11 protein-coding genes are annotated in these 16,060 nt (G+C 60.7%); all 11 read right to left on the bottom strand.

Translation table 11 applies throughout. From position 1 onward, the window contains the following. The coding region (gene gltB, locus ABIB91_RS37480; RefSeq protein WP_354172127.1) for a glutamate synthase large subunit at positions 1-3,957 on the bottom strand (3,957 nt) is incomplete at its 3' end. A 119-nt stretch (positions 3,958-4,076) separates the two neighbouring features. Next, positions 4,077-5,195: a TlpA disulfide reductase family protein gene (locus ABIB91_RS37475; protein ID WP_354172125.1), complete on the bottom strand. Its 1,119-nt coding sequence runs from the start codon at positions 5,193-5,195 to the stop codon at positions 4,077-4,079. 789 nt (positions 5,196-5,984) lie between these two features. Beyond that, a complete protein-coding gene (locus tag ABIB91_RS37470) occupies positions 5,985-8,087 on the bottom strand; it encodes a prolyl oligopeptidase family serine peptidase (protein WP_354172123.1) in 2,103 nt (700 codons plus the stop codon). A 145-nt stretch (positions 8,088-8,232) separates the two neighbouring features. Further along, positions 8,233-8,517, bottom strand: coding sequence for a ferredoxin III, nif-specific (fdxB, locus tag ABIB91_RS37465; RefSeq protein ID WP_354129383.1), 285 nt, complete (start codon positions 8,515-8,517; stop codon positions 8,233-8,235). 13 nt (positions 8,518-8,530) lie between these two features. Continuing rightward, positions 8,531-8,731 carry a CCE_0567 family metalloprotein gene (locus ABIB91_RS37460; protein WP_354129384.1) on the bottom strand — a complete coding sequence of 67 codons (201 nt, stop codon included), beginning with the start codon at positions 8,729-8,731 and terminating at the stop codon, positions 8,531-8,533. A gap of 7 nt (positions 8,732-8,738) precedes the next feature. Further along, complete coding sequence (locus ABIB91_RS37455; protein ID WP_354129385.1) at positions 8,739-9,209, bottom strand: NifX-associated nitrogen fixation protein; 471 nt, start codon at positions 9,207-9,209, stop codon at positions 8,739-8,741. Between the two features lie 10 nt (positions 9,210-9,219). Further along, positions 9,220-9,615 carry a nitrogen fixation protein NifX gene (gene nifX / locus ABIB91_RS37450; RefSeq protein ID WP_354129386.1) on the bottom strand — a complete coding sequence of 132 codons (396 nt, stop codon included), beginning with the start codon at positions 9,613-9,615 and terminating at the stop codon, positions 9,220-9,222. Beyond that, positions 9,612-11,018 carry a nitrogenase iron-molybdenum cofactor biosynthesis protein NifN gene (nifN, locus tag ABIB91_RS37445; protein ID WP_354172119.1) on the bottom strand — a complete coding sequence of 469 codons (1,407 nt, stop codon included), beginning with the start codon at positions 11,016-11,018 and terminating at the stop codon, positions 9,612-9,614. Before nifN ends, nifX begins: the two co-directional genes overlap by 4 nt. 9 nt (positions 11,019-11,027) lie before the next feature. Then, positions 11,028-12,671 carry a nitrogenase iron-molybdenum cofactor biosynthesis protein NifE gene (nifE, locus tag ABIB91_RS37440; RefSeq protein ID WP_354172117.1) on the bottom strand — a complete coding sequence of 548 codons (1,644 nt, stop codon included), beginning with the start codon at positions 12,669-12,671 and terminating at the stop codon, positions 11,028-11,030. A gap of 117 nt (positions 12,672-12,788) precedes the next feature. Beyond that, positions 12,789-14,348, bottom strand: a complete 1,560-nt coding sequence (gene nifK, locus ABIB91_RS37435) for a nitrogenase molybdenum-iron protein subunit beta (RefSeq protein ID WP_354172115.1) — start codon at positions 14,346-14,348, stop codon at positions 12,789-12,791. 81 nt (positions 14,349-14,429) lie between these two features. Then, entirely contained in the window at positions 14,430-15,932 is a 1,503-nt protein-coding gene (gene nifD / locus ABIB91_RS37430; protein ID WP_354129390.1) for a nitrogenase molybdenum-iron protein alpha chain, read from the bottom strand. Positions 15,933-16,060 lie beyond the last annotated feature (128 nt).

Raw genomic sequence — 16,060 nt, 5'->3', positions numbered from 1 at the left:
GATCTTGGCGACCGCACCCGACAGCATCGCGCCCGCGGAGCGGTTGGTGCTGTTGATCTTGGCCTCGATCTTCACCGGCGCACCGCGGTCGAGCGTAGGCGTCGCCTGCTCGATCAGCGTGCGGTCGAGCACCGCTTCCAGATGATGGTTCTGGCGCTCGGAGTGATAGATCTTCTGGCCCTTCTCTTCCTTCTGCTTGACGAAGAGCTTGGAGAAATCGAGGCCCTTGGCCTTCCAGTGCGCGACCAGCTTGGTCTGGTCGAGCAGCTGCACCTGGCCGATCATCTCGTTGAAGCTGCGGAAGCCGAGCGAGGCCATGATCTCGCGGACCTCCTCGGCGACGAAGAAGAAGTAGTTGATCACATGCTCGGGCTGGCCGGTGAAGCGCTTGCGCAGGACCGGGTCCTGGGTCGCGACGCCGACCGGGCAGGTGTTGAGGTGGCACTTGCGCATCATGATGCAGCCGGCCGCGATCAAGGGCGCGGTGGCGAAGCCGAACTCGTCGGCGCCGAGCAGCGCGCCGATCACGACGTCGCGGCCGGTGCGGAAACCGCCGTCGACCTGGACCACGATGCGGCTGCGCAGCCGCTCGCGCACCAGCGTCTGGTGGGTTTCGGCGAGGCCGATCTCCCACGGTGATCCCGCGTGCTTGATCGAGGTGAGCGGCGAAGCGCCGGTGCCGCCCTCGAAGCCCGCGATGGTGACATGGTCGGCGCGCGCCTTGGCCACGCCCGCGGCCACCGTGCCGACGCCGATCTCCGAGACGAGCTTGACCGAGACCGCGCCGTCCGGGTTGACGTTCTTGAGGTCGTAGATGAGCTGCGCCAGATCCTCGATCGAGTAGATGTCGTGGTGCGGCGGCGGCGAGATCAGGCCGACGCCCGGCGTCGAATGCCGGACCTTTGCGATGGTCGCATCGACCTTGTGGCCGGGCAGCTGGCCGCCTTCGCCGGGCTTGGCGCCCTGCGCCATCTTGATCTGCATCATGTCGGAGTTGACGAGATACTCCGTGGTGACGCCGAAGCGGCCCGAGGCGACCTGCTTGATCGCCGAGCGCATGGAATCGCCGTTCGGCAGCGGCTTGAAGCGGTCGGCTTCCTCGCCGCCTTCGCCGGTGTTCGACTTGCCGCCGATCCGGTTCATGGCGATCGCGAGCGTGGTGTGCGCCTCGCGCGAGATCGAGCCGAAGCTCATCGCGCCGGTGGCGAAACGCTTGACGATGTCCTTGGCCGGCTCGACCTGGTCGAGCGGCACCGGCTTGCGCTTCTCTTCGTCCGCGTTCTTGATCCGGAACAGGCCGCGCAGCGTCAGGAGACGCTCCGACTGCTCGTTGAGGATCTTCGCGAAGGCGCGGTAGCGTTCCAGCGAATTGCCGCGCGCGGCGTGCTGCAGCAGCCCCACCGACTCGGCGGTCCATGCATGGTCCTCGCCGCGGCTGCGATAGGCATATTCGCCGCCGACGTCGAGCGAGGTCTTGTAGACCAGCGCATCACCGAACGCGTCGGCATGACGGCGCACCGCCTCTTCGGCGATCTCGCCAAGACCGACGCCCTCGACCCGGGTATGCGTGCCGGCGAAGAACTTGCCGACGAATTCCGCCTTGAGGCCGATGGCATCAAAGATCTGCGCGCCGCAATAGGACTGGTAGGTCGAGATGCCCATCTTGGACATCACCTTGAGCAGGCCCTTGCCGATCGACTTGATGTAGCGCTTGACGATCTCGTAGTCGTCGAGCGAGCCGGGCAGGCGGTCCTTCATCGCGATGATGGTCTCGAACGCGAGATAGGGATTGATCGCTTCCGCGCCGTAGCCGGCGAGACAGGCGAAGTGATGCACTTCGCGCGGCTCGCCCGATTCGACGACGAGGCCGACCGAGGTACGCAATCCGGTGCGGATCAGATGGTGATGCACGGCGGCGCAGGCCAGCAGCGACGGGATCGGAACCCGGTCGGTGCCGACCATGCGGTCGGACAGGATGATGATGTTGACGCCCTCGCGTACCGCGCTCTCGGCGCGCGCGCAGAGCTCGTCCAGCACCTGGTCCATGCCGGCCGCGCCGAGGCCGGCGTGGAAGGTGGTGTCCAGCGTGCGAGACTTGAAGTGCGACTCAGCGACCTCGGAGATCGAGCGGATCTTTTCGAGGTCCGCGTCGGTCAGGATCGGCTGGCGCGCTTCGAGGCGCTTGGTGGTGGCAAGGCCTTGCAGGTCGAACAGGTTCGGCCGCGGTCCGATAATGGAGACGAGGCTCATCACCAGCTCCTCGCGGATCGGGTCGATCGGCGGATTGGTGACCTGCGCAAAGTTCTGCTTGAAGTAGGTGAACAGCGGCTTGGCCTTGGCCGACAGCGCCGAGATCGGCGTGTCGTTGCCCATCGAGCCTGCGGCTTCCTCGCCGGTGGAGGCCATCGGCGTCATCAGAATGGTGATGTCTTCCTGGCTGTAGCCGAACGCCTGCTGGCGATCGAGCAGCGACAGGTTGGAGCGCACGCCGGTGGTCGGCACCTTCGGCAGATCTTCCAGCACGATCTGGGTCCGCTCCAGCCACTCGGTGTAGGGATGGCTCCTGGCGAGCTCGGCCTTGATCTCGTCGTCGGGGATGAGGCGGCCCTGCTCGAGGTCGACCAGCAGCATCTTGCCGGGCTGCAAGCGCCACTTGGTGATGATCTGGTCCTCGGGAATCGTCAGCACGCCCATCTCGGACGCCATCACGATGCGGTCGTCCTTGGTGACGAGATAGCGCGCGGGACGAAGGCCGTTGCGGTCGAGCGTGGCACCGATCTGGCGGCCGTCGGTGAAGGCGATCGCAGCGGGGCCGTCCCACGGCTCCATCAGGGCGGCATGATATTCGTAGAAGGCGCGGCGCTTCTCATCCATCAAGGGATTGCCGGCCCACGCCTCCGGAATCATCATCATGACGGCGTGCGGCAGCGAGTAGCCGCCCTGCACCAGGAATTCGAGCGCGTTGTCGAAGCAGGCGGTGTCCGACTGGCCTTCGTAGGAGATCGGCCAGAGCCGGTTGATGTCCTTGCCGTACAGCTCGGAGCTCACCGAGGCCTGGCGCGCCGCCATCCAGTTGACGTTGCCGCGCAGCGTGTTGATCTCGCCGTTATGCGCGATCATGCGGTAGGGATGCGCCAGCGACCACGCCGGGAAGGTGTTGGTCGAGAAGCGCTGGTGAACGAGCGCGAGCGCGCTCTCGAAATCCGTCTCGTGCAAATCGGGATAGTACTTGCCGAGCTGGTCGGCGAGGAACATGCCCTTGTAGATCACCGTGCGGCACGACATCGAGCAGGGGTAGCAACCGGCACGTCTGCGGTCGCGGCGCTGGTAGATCGCCTGCGAGATCGACTTGCGCAGGATGTAGAGCCGGCGCTCGAAATCGTCCTCGGTCTTGGCGGTGCCGTTGCGGCCGATGAGCACCTGCATGCAGGCGGGCTCGGTCGGCTTCACGGTGACGCCGAGCGAGGAATTGTCGGTCGGCACGTCGCGCCAGCCGAGCAGTGTCAGGCCCTCTTCCTTGATCTGGTCGGCGATGATGCTCTTGATGACGTTGCGCCAGGCGGTGTCGCGCGGCATGAACAACGCGCCGATGGCGTATTCGCCCGGATTGGGCAGCGCGAAGCCGAGCTCCTTCGCCTTGCGGCTGAAGAAAGCATGCGGGATCTGCACCAGAATGCCGGCGCCGTCACCGGCGCGCGGGTCGGCGCCGACAGCGCCGCGGTGCTCGAGGTTGCAGAGGATGCTGAGCGCGTCCGCGACGATCTCGTGCGACTTCTGGCCCTTGATGTTGGCGATGAAGCCGACGCCGCAGGAATCCTTTTCCAGGCTCGGATCGTACAGGCCTACGGCCGGCGGGCGTGAGTTGTGTTCCTGAATCGGATCGGCCGTTTTCGAGGCGACCGTCGCCGACAGTTGCTCTGCCACGATGTTTTCGCGCTCGACTTGCGACCCGTTCATGTCCTCGTCCTCTCCATGCGGCAAGCTGCCTCACCGCCATCTTCGGCGCACCTTGGGCGTCCCGCGGCACCCGCTTCTGGGTCACCGCTCGTCCGCTCGCGAGCCGCATTTTCTTAAATTCAGCCCAAGGCGCTCTTCGTCCCCGAGAACGGCTTTGCCTCCTCATCCTTGTACTTGGCCAAGGTCTCAAGCAACAGCCGCAGGTAGTGCGCCTTCTGTTCAGCCCCCATGGGCCCCGGGCCGTCCAGCGACTTCACCGCCGACTCAACTAACTCGACCGCACGATCGTTGTCGCCGCTTTGGTAATAATACTGAGCGACCGCCACATAGGACAGAAACTTGGGGCCGGCCGGGCCTTCTGGAGAGTTCAGCGCGAGGATGTGTTCGGCCAAGTCTTTGCCAATCGCAAAGCGATCAGAATGCGGGACATCAGAGTTCTTCTCCGCTGGATTAGAGAGTTTGCGGATCGCTTGCACCTTCCACAACTCGGATTGTTTTTCGATCGCATCGCGAGCCAATTGACGCATAACGGGTACTCCCGTCTGCATGTCCTGGATTTTGTGCAGGAGCAGATCCGCGTGCACTAGCCGAACGTTGATGTCGTCCGGCATCACTGCGACGCCCTCTCTAGCGTCCGAAAGCGCCGTCGACGAATTCTGCGCCTTCAGCGGCAGTCCAAGTTTGCCCCAGAATGCTTGCATCCGGGCTTTCTCGCGCATTTCAGCTTCTGCTTCAGCGATTCGCCCAGCGTCCGCTGCTTTGGCTTCATCGCTGGTGCGCCAGGTGCCATTTACGATTTTTGGAAACACGTCATACAGTTGCATCGGGTGACCGATAAAGGCGACGTGACCGTCACGGTCGATGACGAATGAGGTGGGGATAGTGTTAGAAAAGCTGGGCGCCATCCAAGACTTCTTCATTTTTCCCGCGTAATCGAACGCACTCCGAAAGTTCAGCTTGGCGCCTTTCTTGGTCAACCACGCGTCCAAGTTTGTTCGCGCCTCCTCGGCCGTTGAGCCTCGCTCGGAAGCTGCAACTGCAATGATCTCAATTCGGCTATCGTCGTATTTCTCTTGCAGCTTCGCGAGATGGGGCATCTCCGCCACACATCCGCCGCACCAAGTCGCCCAAAACTCGACAATATACAGCGTCCCCGGCTTAAAGTTGGTGAGGGGCTCGCCACGTATCCAGCCTTCCACCCTGATCGGAGGAGCTGGCGACTCCATACGAAGAATCATGTTGTTCTCCGAATCTATGCCCAAACCTTCGCGCGATTGTAAGCGCAAGCTCGTTTGTCTCTAAGAAACGCGGCACGAGTTCAATGAACGAGAGAGCACGTCTCCATGCACTCCGCCCGACACCGTGCTCAATCTCAGCAGCAATGGCCGTGCCAACGCCGGCAACGAACATCACGCACCTGATTCGGTCCAAGATTGCCTCGGCGGCTCAATACGACGTGCGTTTGTAGCTAACGGTCTCGTTCGATGTCAGACATCGGACGCGGGTCGTGCGCTTCGGGCCGCGGGGTTTGTGCTTCGCCCATCATGGCGATCGCTCATGGCGTTTTGACGATCGCTGCCGTAACCGCCGGCGCGCGGCACCGGCAAATAGCTGTTGGTATGAGCCTCGCTCGCTCTGCCCGTCTGACTGCTTCCAAAAGAAAGCGCGGCCGCGGCTGCTGGAAGATAATCCTGTCGCCGAATTGACCGCCTGCGGAACGTACAAAAGGCAATTCGAACTTTAAATCGCGAGCTTTTGTAAGGATACATTCTAAAGGGCAGACAAGACGCAGTCCAGTCACGGTCCTGGAAGATCACGCGCAGTACCGGGCTGAGATACAGCACGCAAGTTAGGTCATAGAGTTGGTGAAGAGAAACGGTCGTTATCAAAGTCCCGGCGAGACGCTAACTCCACCATGCGTTGGTTCAAGCGCGCAGGATCTTGAATCGGTCGTGCGGGAGTTCTGGACGTCGGTCACCGCGCTCTCGCACTGGTCGATATCGTACGAATGTCATTTGGCAATTGCATTACCTGGCTGACGCCTCCCCCTCATGCCAGCCAATCTTGCTCTTCAGAAATTCAAAGCCCAGCGCTTCGAGGCCGGCGCGCTCCTTGTTGTCCTTGCCGTGGCCGTGCCCGCCCGCCGCCGGTTCGTAGAAATAAGCCTCATAGCCCATCGCCTGGAGCTTTGCGGCCATTTTGCGCGCATGTCCGGGATGGACGCGGTCGTCCCGCCGCCTCGTGGCGATCAGGATTGGCGGGTAGGGCTGGCCGGGTTTTGCGTTGTGATAGGCGGAATAGGTCTTCAGCCATTCCCAGTCCTCGGGCTTGTCAGGGTCGCCATACTCCGCGATCCAGCTCGCGCCGGCAAGCAGCTTGGTGTAGCGGCGCATGTCGGTCAGCGGGACGGTGCAGAACAGCGCGCCGAAACGCTCCGGGTATCGCGTCAGCATGTTGGTAATGAGGATGCCGCCGTTCGATCCGCCCTTGGCTGCGATCCGTTTCGCTTTCGTGACACCGCGGCGGATGAGATCGGCGGCAACAGCTGCGAAATCGTCATGCGACAGCTTCTTGCCGGCGAGCCGGCCAGCCTCGTGCCATCGCGTGCCGAACTCGCCGCCGCCGCGCAAATTCGCCTGCACAACGGTTCCGCCGCGCTCCAGCCACAGCTTGCCGAGCGACGAACTATAATATGGTTTCACCGAGCGACCGAGGCTGCCATAGGCGGTCATATAGACCGGCGCATCCCCCGTTTCGCCTGCGGGGCCGGTCTGCACATAGGGGATATGCTTGCCATCGATCGAGATCGCCTCATGCTGCGTCACCACCAAGCCATCGGCGGTGAAGGTCTTCGATGCCTGCTTCAACACGACAGGACTTTCGACGCCACGCTCGATCAACAGCAGCGAGGGCGGCGTGAGCGGGTCCTGCACTTCGGCGAGCAGGTCGCCGTTGCTCTCAGACGGATGACCATCGAGCGGCCAGACGTCGACCACGCCGATTTCGGGAAGCCCGCCGAGTATCGCGCGGCTCCAGCCCGTGGCGAATGGCGTGCAGATCTGGAATTGCGGCTTAAGTTCGTCGAGGATCGAGAGCACCAGCCTGCCGGCAGTCCAGAACAAGTCCTGCAATGCGCGCCGCGGTCCGGGCTCGAACAGGAGCGAAAAGTCGCGGCTGCCTGCAAGGAAAGCCGAAAGCGAGATGCCGAGGACGGCATCGGTGGCATAGGTTCGGCCTCCGGTCGACCAGGGCTGGCGCAGCTTCATCGCAAACCAGTCGCCATGCGCCTGCATCCAGATGCCGGACGGGAGCTCGAGCTTCGTGGTGGTGCCGGCGTGATCGCGCAGCCAGATGCGCTGGTTGAAGAAGTCGATCCGATCGATGATCCAGGTACGCGGGACCGCGCCGGTATGGTCCGCGAGGCCATAGACACGCATGTGATCAGCCGCGGTCTCGAAGATCACTTCTGCTCGATCCACAGGTTCGCCACGACACCACAGGCGAACGGTCCTCGAATATCCGGAGCTCGTGACCATGCCCTCGCCATGGGCGCTGGACAGCAGCAGCGTGTCCGTGTCGAGCCAGTCGACGCTGCCCTTGGCTTCCGGCATCGCAAAGCCGTCCGCAACGAAACTCCTCGTGTTGGCGTCGAATTCCCGCAAGGTGACGGCATCGCTGCCGCCGCGCGAGAGGCTTAAGATGTATCGCGGGCTTCCCGGCAGTGAGCCTATCGAGCTCAGTAGCCAGTCTTCGCGCTCGCTTGCTGCAAGCTGGTCGATATCCAGCACGATCTCCCACGCCGGATTGGGTCTTCGAAACTCCGCCATTGTTGTCCGCCGCCACAGCCCGCGCGGGTTGGTGGCATCCTTCCAGAGATTGTGAAGATGGCTGCCGCGGCGCCTGACATAGGGGATCTTGTCAGCCCGATCGTAAATCGCGGTCAGCGCATCGCGATCTCGTCCCGCGGCCGCTCCGCCGAACAGCCGCAGCGTTCTGCTATTCTGCCGCTCGACGAAGTTCAACGCCCGTCCGCCTTCGATCTTTTCCAACCATAGATAGGGATCATCATCTGGAGTCGAGGCCGTTGGCCTTTCAATCCGCGACTTCAACGGCACACCTTTTTTGACCATGGTTCACTCCAAGCTTAGCATTGACGCGCACTTTCGACAGGGTTCAAGGCTTCGCGCCGTACATGTCGTCGGCGCGATGCCGGATCTCCCGAGCTACCCTTGTTTGTGACAAACCACCCCTGTTCAAAGCGAGAGAAGAGTCGGTTCAAGCAGCTGGCGCGTGGGTCTGACAGTTTGTCGGGCAGACCCGGGCGCAGGCGCCGCAGCCGATGCAGGCCCCCTCGTCCTTCATCACCATGACCTTCTTTTCGACCTCATCATCGTCCTCATCGAGATCGATCATCTCGCCGTCCTCGCTCAGGCCCTTCAGCGTCATGACCTCGCGGCCGCAGACCTTGTAGCAGCGGCCGCAGCCGATGCACTTGTTTGGATCGATCCAAACCAGGTAGTCCGGCCTCCAATCGCGGCCGTCGCGGGTCCTGTATGACATCGCTTGAAGTCCGTTATGCTTTGTGTAGCGCCTGGAGATCTTGGCGCTTGCTTTCGAGCTCGCTGAAGGCGTCGTGAGCCTTCTGCGCCACGCTCAGGATCGCGGTCCAGTTGACGGGCAGTTCCTCGGAGAGGTCGTGGAGGTCCATCTTGGCCTGGGTCGCTTTGGCCGACAGCTTCTTTATTTCCGCTTTCAGGCTTTCATGATCGCTCATACTTGCCTCAATAATTCGCCACTTCCGGGAACTCGCGGATCATCTCAACACCACTATTGACGATTTCGTCGCCTTGGTCGGCAAGATGACACAGATTGTTGAAACCAAAGCGATGCACGTCCCGTAGCTGCTTGCTCGCGACAACGAGCCGGCCCCCGATCAGCACCATCCGACCGAACCCTTCATGATGCATCTTCAGCATTGGCGAGATCATCACGCCCGTCGCCTTCTCGATCGAGAGCGCAATGGCGTCAAAGAACAACTGCAGTCGCCATATCGTGTCGGGGTCGGGATTGCCAACGATCGGCAGCGCACGGCGCTTGCACTTGTCCAGAATGTAGGGGTCTAGCAGGTCGAGGTCCTTCTTGCCCTCCCAGGCGCCGTGGGTGTCCTGGGCGCGCCAGATCTTGATGAGCTCTTTGAGAAATGGCCGCTCTGCCGCGGGGGCGGCTGGAGTGATTTCAGACCGATCGGGCATCCTCTTTCCTTCAGGCTTCGAAATCCACCGTACGTTGCGAGCTTTTGGTGAGCAGCTTCCGCAGCCAGGGCGGCGGCGACCCCTTCAGCACGGTCTCGAGTTTGACGCAAAGGTCGTCGATGGGCTCTGGTTGCAGCACCTTCATCGGATGGATGTTGCTCGCGACGACTCGCGCAGCACCCGAGCCGCCGATCGCCGCAACATAGAGGATTGCGCAGTCCCTGATCGCCTGGATCTTCGGCGTCAGCTTATCCTCATTGCCGTCTTCCGTGAGGTCACCGCCGAACTGAACCGCCTCAATAAACTGATGCCCGTCCGAGTCGACCTCGTAGATCACGATGTTCCTGGCCCAGCCGAAGTGCGCATCGACGTGCTTCAAGTCCTGAGTGGCGAATGCAACTTTCATCCGTGTTTTTTCTCTTCCTGCTCAATGCAACTGGGGCGGATGGACCTGCAGGTCACCGCAGGTGATGGCCAGGTGTCGGGCGTCGGCCCATGGTTGGTTTCGCGGTCGGCGATGATCAGATTGGCGATATCAAAGATCAGATCACGCGTGCCGCGATAGCCAACGCTCGTGAGGTGCGCAGCGCCAAGGCGATCGAACATCGGAAAGCCCACCCGGAGGAACGGAACATTGAGTCGCGAAGCGGCCTGGCGACCGTGTGAATGCGACATCAAGAGGTCGCAGTCACGTGACCTGGCGAGCTCTTCAAGATCCTCCAGATCGCCGATCAGGACGTCCTCGGTCCTGACCCGCTGGAGCACCGGTGAGTTCGTCGTCGTCACCGCAGCCGTTACCTGCGCCCCCATCTCGTGAAGGAAGCTGGAGAGATCGAATAACAAGTCCGGCTCGGCGCCGATCGCGAGCTTGCGGCCGCCGATATGGAAATGGGCATCCAGCATGGCGTCTGCCAGCTGTCCACGCTGCCGGCGGTATTTCGAGGGCACCGACCGGCCGCTGATCTCGCTCAGAAACGCGATGAATTCGTCACTTGGCATAAGGCCGCAGAGCCGCTCGAACAGACGGAACGGCGTGCCTGTCCGCGCCTGCATGATCTCGGCCGCACGGCGCATTTGCGCGCCGATCGCGATCGTCCAGGCCGCCTGCCCCATGGTCGTGATCTCGTCCATTCCAATGCCGCCGATCGTGGTCGGCGTGAATTCGTCGGGGATGTGGCCATCCAGCGAACCGGCAACGTCCGGCAGGAAGGAGGGCTTGAGCCCAAAATCCTCAAACATCGTGCGAAGCTCGTCGAGATCGCCGGGCGTGAGGTGGCAGCCAGGTAGCACGTTGACGCGGGAGCCATCGCGCGGTCTCGCTGCGTCGACGGGAACCACGAGCACCTCGATCATCCGCGCCACTGTTTTGCCCCAGCCATCCTGAAAGGCATCCTTGAAATCCGGCGTCGAGACGTAGACAAGGGGAAGCTTTTCGAGCTGCGGATGCTTCTGCCGGATCAACCGGATGAAGGCCTCGACGTCATCGCCGTTGGTCTCGGTAACGCCAGTCGAATTGATACCAATGATCTCGGGCTCGACGCGATTGTAGATGCTGATGATCGCCTGTTCGAGATTCTCGAGACCGCCGAGCACGGTGGCAACCTCGTTCATGGCGGTCGTCTGCATCGGCACGGCTTCGTTGAAATGGCGCACGAACAGCGTCAGCCCGAAGGAGGCGCAACCTTGCGGGCCGTGCAAAAGCGGCATCGCGCCGCGCAGGCCCATGAAGGCAAATGAGCCGCCGATCGGCTGGCTCATCTTGAGCGGATTGACCGAACAGGCTTTCTTCGAGGCAGTGACGATCGCCATGTCGTTCTCCTACTCCGCCGCCTGCAGCGCCGGGGGCTGGAGATCGGAAAGAGTGTCCTTACAAGCAAGGCCCCTTGCGGTGGAATTGGTGCACGGCTTGGCGGGCTCGACGAAGTTCGGGCCATGCGCCGCACTCGCGCGCTCACCATCGCCGACCTCACTTTTGTTGGAGAAACTTATCGTCTTGACGCCGTTCGTGTTCGCGCTCCGAACTGGATCAACGGTTTGCGCATCCATCTGCGCAACCGTCTTTGCCTGACGCTTCCAATCGAACTCATCCCAAGGCGCCTCTTGGCGGAGCTGATCCCATATCGGATTGTAGAGCGCTTTCTCGATCTCCTCCATGAGCTTGACAATCCCGACATAGCCCATATAGGCGTGGCAGCGCTCCTGGTTGATATCGAGCCATGGCGTCGCCGCCTTTAGTGCGACGAATTGCGACTTGCCGCCCGAAAGCATGATGTCGGCTTTTGCGTCCTTGAGGAACTTGTAGATCTCGGGCGGTGACATGTCCTCGATCATGTGGGCGTGCTGGCCCAATATTCCCTTGATACGTTCCTTGTCCTTCTCGGTCGATTTCTTCACGGACGTGCCGACGATTTCGAGCCCGGCCTCCTGCAAAGCGGCTACCATCGACCAGGATTTCACGCCACCGGTGATGAGAACGACCCTCTTGCCGACAAAACGCGGCTTGAAACGTTCGATCGCAGTCCAGGCTTTGGTCTCTTCGCGTACGATCAGGGCTTGCGTTCGTTCCATCAGCTCAGCCGGCGCGCCACGTTCGATTAGCATGCGGGCGATTTGGCGCAGTGAATCGCTGGAATCCTCAACACCGTAGAACGAGCCTTCAAAAAACGGGATGCCGTAGCGCTGCCTCATCTTGCGTGCGACGTTGATCATTGCTTTTGAGCAGACCATCATCGCGGCCTTGGCTCGGTGCGAATAAGCGACCTCGCGGTACTTGCCGTCCCCCGAGATGCAGGACAGGATCCGAATTCCGAGCTCATCGAGCAGCGGCTTGACCTGCCAGAGCTCGCCGGACAGGTTATATTCGCCGATGATGTTGATGTCATACGGAGTGGTGTAATCGGGCTCTCCGGTACCGATGACGTGCTCCAGCAGTGCTTCGCCTGCGAGCTTGTTACCAAGGTTCTTCGACCCCACAAATCCCGGTGCATTGATGGGAATGACCGGTTTGCCGAATTTGGCGGAGGCCGCCTTGCAGACCATATCGATGTCGTCACCGATCATCGCGGGCACGCACGTCTGGTAGACGAAGATGGCCTGTGGGTCGTATTTCTCTGTGATCTCCTTGACTGCCCTGTACAGCCGTTTCTCGCCGCCGAACACGACGTCGTTCTCGCTCATGTCAGTGGTGAAGCCTCTGCGCCACAGATCGGAGCCGGAGGAGGCGGAACCGCGATTGTCCCAGGAATTGCCCTCACAGGCGATTGGACCATGCACAAGATGGGCGACATCGGTGAAGGGCTGCAGTGCGATTTTGGCGCCATCGAAGGCACACCCGCCGGCGGCGCCGCCCGGCTTCAGCTGCTTGGTGCATCCATTCTTGCGCTCGATGTTCGATTTGCTCGCGTTCCTGGCGCAGCCCGGTTCGTTAAAGACGTCCAGTATGGTCGTGGAAAGCGCAGTCATGGTGTCTCTTTCGGGGATATCAAGACGCCGCACAGACCAAGAGGATGGCCGGCGGATAACCTGTGATCCCCGCCACAGCGCCGCTGTTCCTGCGGACGATGAGGCGGGGCGCTCGCCTTAGCGTATGATGTCGAAGCTGTAGTCTGTCTTGCCGACCGAGCTGGTTTTTCTATCGATCTCATCAAAGATCTTGTCGAGAATCTTGACCAGCACATTCATGCTGCCCTGATAGCCGCACACTGGGTAACGATGGTGATGATGGCGATCGAAGATGGGAAACCCGATGCGGATTAGCGGTGTTCCAGTGTCACGCTCGAGATATTTGCCGTAGGTGTTTCCGATCAGGAAATCGACCGGCTCTGTGAACAGGAGCGAACGCATGTGCCAGAGATCCTTGCCCGGGAAGGCGCGGCAGCTTTTACCGAACGGCGAGCTCGCGAACAGCGCCTGCATTTTCTGCTGCCAGGCCTTACCCCCGTTCGTCGAGAGCACGTGCGTGGGCTCAGCGCCGAGCTCTAACAAGAATGCGGCCAGGCCATAGCAGAGGTCTGGATCGCCGTAGATCGCGAACTTCTTGCCGTGAACATGCGCGCTAGAGTCAGCCATTGCGTCTATCAGACGCCCGCGCTCCCGCTCCAGCGCATTTGGAATTGCCTTGTTGGTGATACGCGACAGCGTCATCAGGAAATCGTCCGTAGCGCTGACACCCAGGGGGTGATTGAAGGCGACGACCTCTTGGTCGTGCCCCTTGACGAAGGCCAACGTCTTCTCCGTACAATATTGCTGCATGGAGATGGTTGCCTTCGCGTGGACTGCGTTCGCGGCATCCTTCAGCGTGGTGCCGCCGTCATACATGCGGAACTCGCCGTCGGTGGGGGTGTCGAATACGTCACTGGCATCCGCGAGGATGGTGTAGCCGATCCCCATCAGCTCGAATATGCGCTTTATCTCACGCATGTTGCCGACAGTGTAGCCGTCGAAGCCGCCGATGAAGTTGATCGTGTTGTTCGCTTTGCGCTGGAGTTTTGGCGCTGTGCCGGCTTTGCCGTCCCAAAAATGCTCGAGGATGCCCTTGAGCATGTTGTCGTAGCCGGTAACGTGGCTGCCGACGAATGCAGGAGTGTGAGCGAATGGTACATCGTAGTCCGCGGGGACTGAACCTTTTTCCTTGGATGTTTTGATGAAGGCGTTGAGGTCGTCGCCGATGACTTCCGCCATGCAGGTCGTCGCGACCGCGATCATTTTCGGCTTGTACATGTTGTAGCTGTTGGCAAGCCCGTCGGTAAGATTGTTGAGCCCGCCGAACACGGCCGCGTCTTCCGTCATGGACGAGGAGACGCACGAGGTCGGCTCCTTGAAGTGCCGTGACAGATGGCTGCGATAATACGCGACGCAGCCCTGTGAGCCGTGGACGAACGGCAGTGTGCGCTCGAACCCGAGCGCGGCGAACACCGCACCTAGCGGCTGGCAAGCCTTCGCCGGATTAACCGTTAGCGCCTCGCGGGCAAAGTTCTTCTCGCGGTATTCGTGTGTCTTGGACCATTCTCTGATACGGTCGACTTCGGCGGGATCATGCGGATTCTCAAATAGCGCCTTCTTATTGGCCAGCATCTGCTGGTATTCGTCTCCCCGGAAAAGCTCAGCGTGGTCGAGTATGTGTTCGGCGTTCTGTGTCATCATGGCACTCTTTAGGTTCTTGTGTTCGTTCTCCTGCCCTTCCCCTCCTCCGCGGAAGAAAGGGCCCGGGCGTCGGGGTTCCTATTCCGCCGCCAGAAGGCTCGGCCGCGGAGCGTCCTTCCAAGGTGCCGTGGTCTTCCCCCAGATCGGGGAATTGATCGCCATGTCCATGTCTCGGGCGAAGATCGCGAAGCCGTCATAGCCGTGATAAGGACCCGAGTAGTCCCAGGAATGCATTTGGCGGAACGGCACGCCCATTTTCTGGAAGACGTATTTTTCCTTGATACCGGAACCGACGAGGTCTGGCCGGATGTTTTCGACGAAGCGCTCGAATTCGTAGCCGGTGATATCGTCGTAGATCAGCGTGCCATCTTTGACGTAGTGCTGAGCGGTGCGCTGGTAGTCATCGTTATGCCCGAACTCATAGCCAGTGCCGACAACATCCATGCCGAGGTCCTCGTAGGCGCCAATGACATGGCGAGGACGTAAGCCGCCGACGAACAGCATTACGGTCTTGCCTTCGAGCCGCGGCAGGTATTTCGCGGTCACCGCGTCGACAAGCGGCTGATATTTCGCGATGACGCGCTCGGCGCCTTCTTTGATCTTATCGTCGAAGAAGCTTGCAATTTTGCGCAACGACTCCGCGATTTTGGAAGGGCCGAAGAAGTTGTACTCGCACCAGGGAATCCCGAATTTTTCCTCCATGTGCCGTGAGATGTAGTTCATCGAGCGATAGCAATGCAATATGTTGAGCTTCGCCTTCGGCGTCGCCTCCAATTCAGCGAGCGATCCATCCCCGGACCACTGGGCGATGACGCGCAGGCCCATTTCTTCGAGCAGGATCCGTGACGACCAGGCATCGCCGCCGATGTTGTAGTCGCCGATAATCGCAACGTCATATGGCGTCGGCTCAAATTTAGAGCTGGCCTCTGGGGCGCTCTTGTCAAAGATCCAATCTCGAACTGCATCGTTCGCGATGTGATGTCCGAGCGATTGTGACACACCACGAAAGCCCTCGCACCGCACAGGCACGATGGTTTTGCCGCCATATTCCTTTGATTTTTCTCTGGAGACCGCCTCGATATCGTCGCCGATCAAACCGATCGGACATTCGGACTGAATGGTGATGCCCCTGTTGAGAGGAAATAGCTCCTGGAGCTCGTCGATCAGTTTTGTGATCTTTTTGTCGCCGCCGAACACGATATCCTTTTCCTGGAAATCGGAGGTGAACTGCAGTGTCACGAAGGTGTCGATGCCGGTCGTGCCGACGTAGTAGTTGCGCCGCGAGCCCCATGAGTACTGACCACAGCCGACCGGACCGTGGCTAATGTGGATCATGTCCTTGATCGGGCCCCAGACCACGCCCTTGGAGCCTGCGTAGGCGCAGCCACGGATGGTCATCACGCCCGGAATGGACTTGATATTCGACTTGACGCCGCAATCCGACTTCCCCGCCTCGTGAACACTGAGATGCTTGGCGCGCCTTTTGGCGGTCTTCTCTGGGTAGGCCTTCAACACCTCATCGATTAGCTGCTTGTTGCGCGCCTTGATCTCAGCGACGCTCTGGGTAGTTGCTCGGCTCATAGAAATTTCCCTTGATTGTCGCCTCGGACCATGAAGCGACGTGTTTCTGGTAGACGGACGGATTTCCGATCCGGCATTCAGGTGTAAGGCGTGCAATCTCCGTGACCGGTCCTACTGATCGCAACTTC

It is taken from the genome of Bradyrhizobium sp. JR4.3, assembly GCF_040547695.1.
Lineage (GTDB): Bacteria > Pseudomonadota > Alphaproteobacteria > Rhizobiales > Xanthobacteraceae > Bradyrhizobium > Bradyrhizobium canariense.
Note: the sequence above shows the minus strand (reverse complement) of the source record. Positions and strands in the feature narration are given on the sequence as shown.

What these genes read in the sequence shown, in the direction of transcription:
- ABIB91_RS37475 (WP_354172125.1), bottom strand. Translation starts at nt 5,195, where the DNA reads ATGATTCTTCGTATGGAGTCGCCAGCTCCTCCGATCAGGGTGGAAGGC.
- ABIB91_RS37470 (WP_354172123.1), bottom strand. Translation starts at nt 8,087, where the DNA reads ATGGTCAAAAAAGGTGTGCCGTTGAAGTCGCGGATTGAAAGGCCAACG.
- fdxB (WP_354129383.1), bottom strand. Translation starts at nt 8,517, where the DNA reads ATGTCATACAGGACCCGCGACGGCCGCGATTGGAGGCCGGACTACCTG.
- ABIB91_RS37460 (WP_354129384.1), bottom strand. Translation starts at nt 8,731, where the DNA reads ATGAGCGATCATGAAAGCCTGAAAGCGGAAATAAAGAAGCTGTCGGCC.
- ABIB91_RS37455 (WP_354129385.1), bottom strand. Translation starts at nt 9,209, where the DNA reads ATGCCCGATCGGTCTGAAATCACTCCAGCCGCCCCCGCGGCAGAGCGG.
- nifX (WP_354129386.1), bottom strand. Translation starts at nt 9,615, where the DNA reads ATGAAAGTTGCATTCGCCACTCAGGACTTGAAGCACGTCGATGCGCAC.
- nifN (WP_354172119.1), bottom strand. Translation starts at nt 11,018, where the DNA reads ATGGCGATCGTCACTGCCTCGAAGAAAGCCTGTTCGGTCAATCCGCTC.
- nifE (WP_354172117.1), bottom strand. Translation starts at nt 12,671, where the DNA reads ATGACTGCGCTTTCCACGACCATACTGGACGTCTTTAACGAACCGGGC.
- nifK (WP_354172115.1), bottom strand. Translation starts at nt 14,348, where the DNA reads ATGACACAGAACGCCGAACACATACTCGACCACGCTGAGCTTTTCCGG.
- nifD (WP_354129390.1), bottom strand. Translation starts at nt 15,932, where the DNA reads ATGAGCCGAGCAACTACCCAGAGCGTCGCTGAGATCAAGGCGCGCAAC.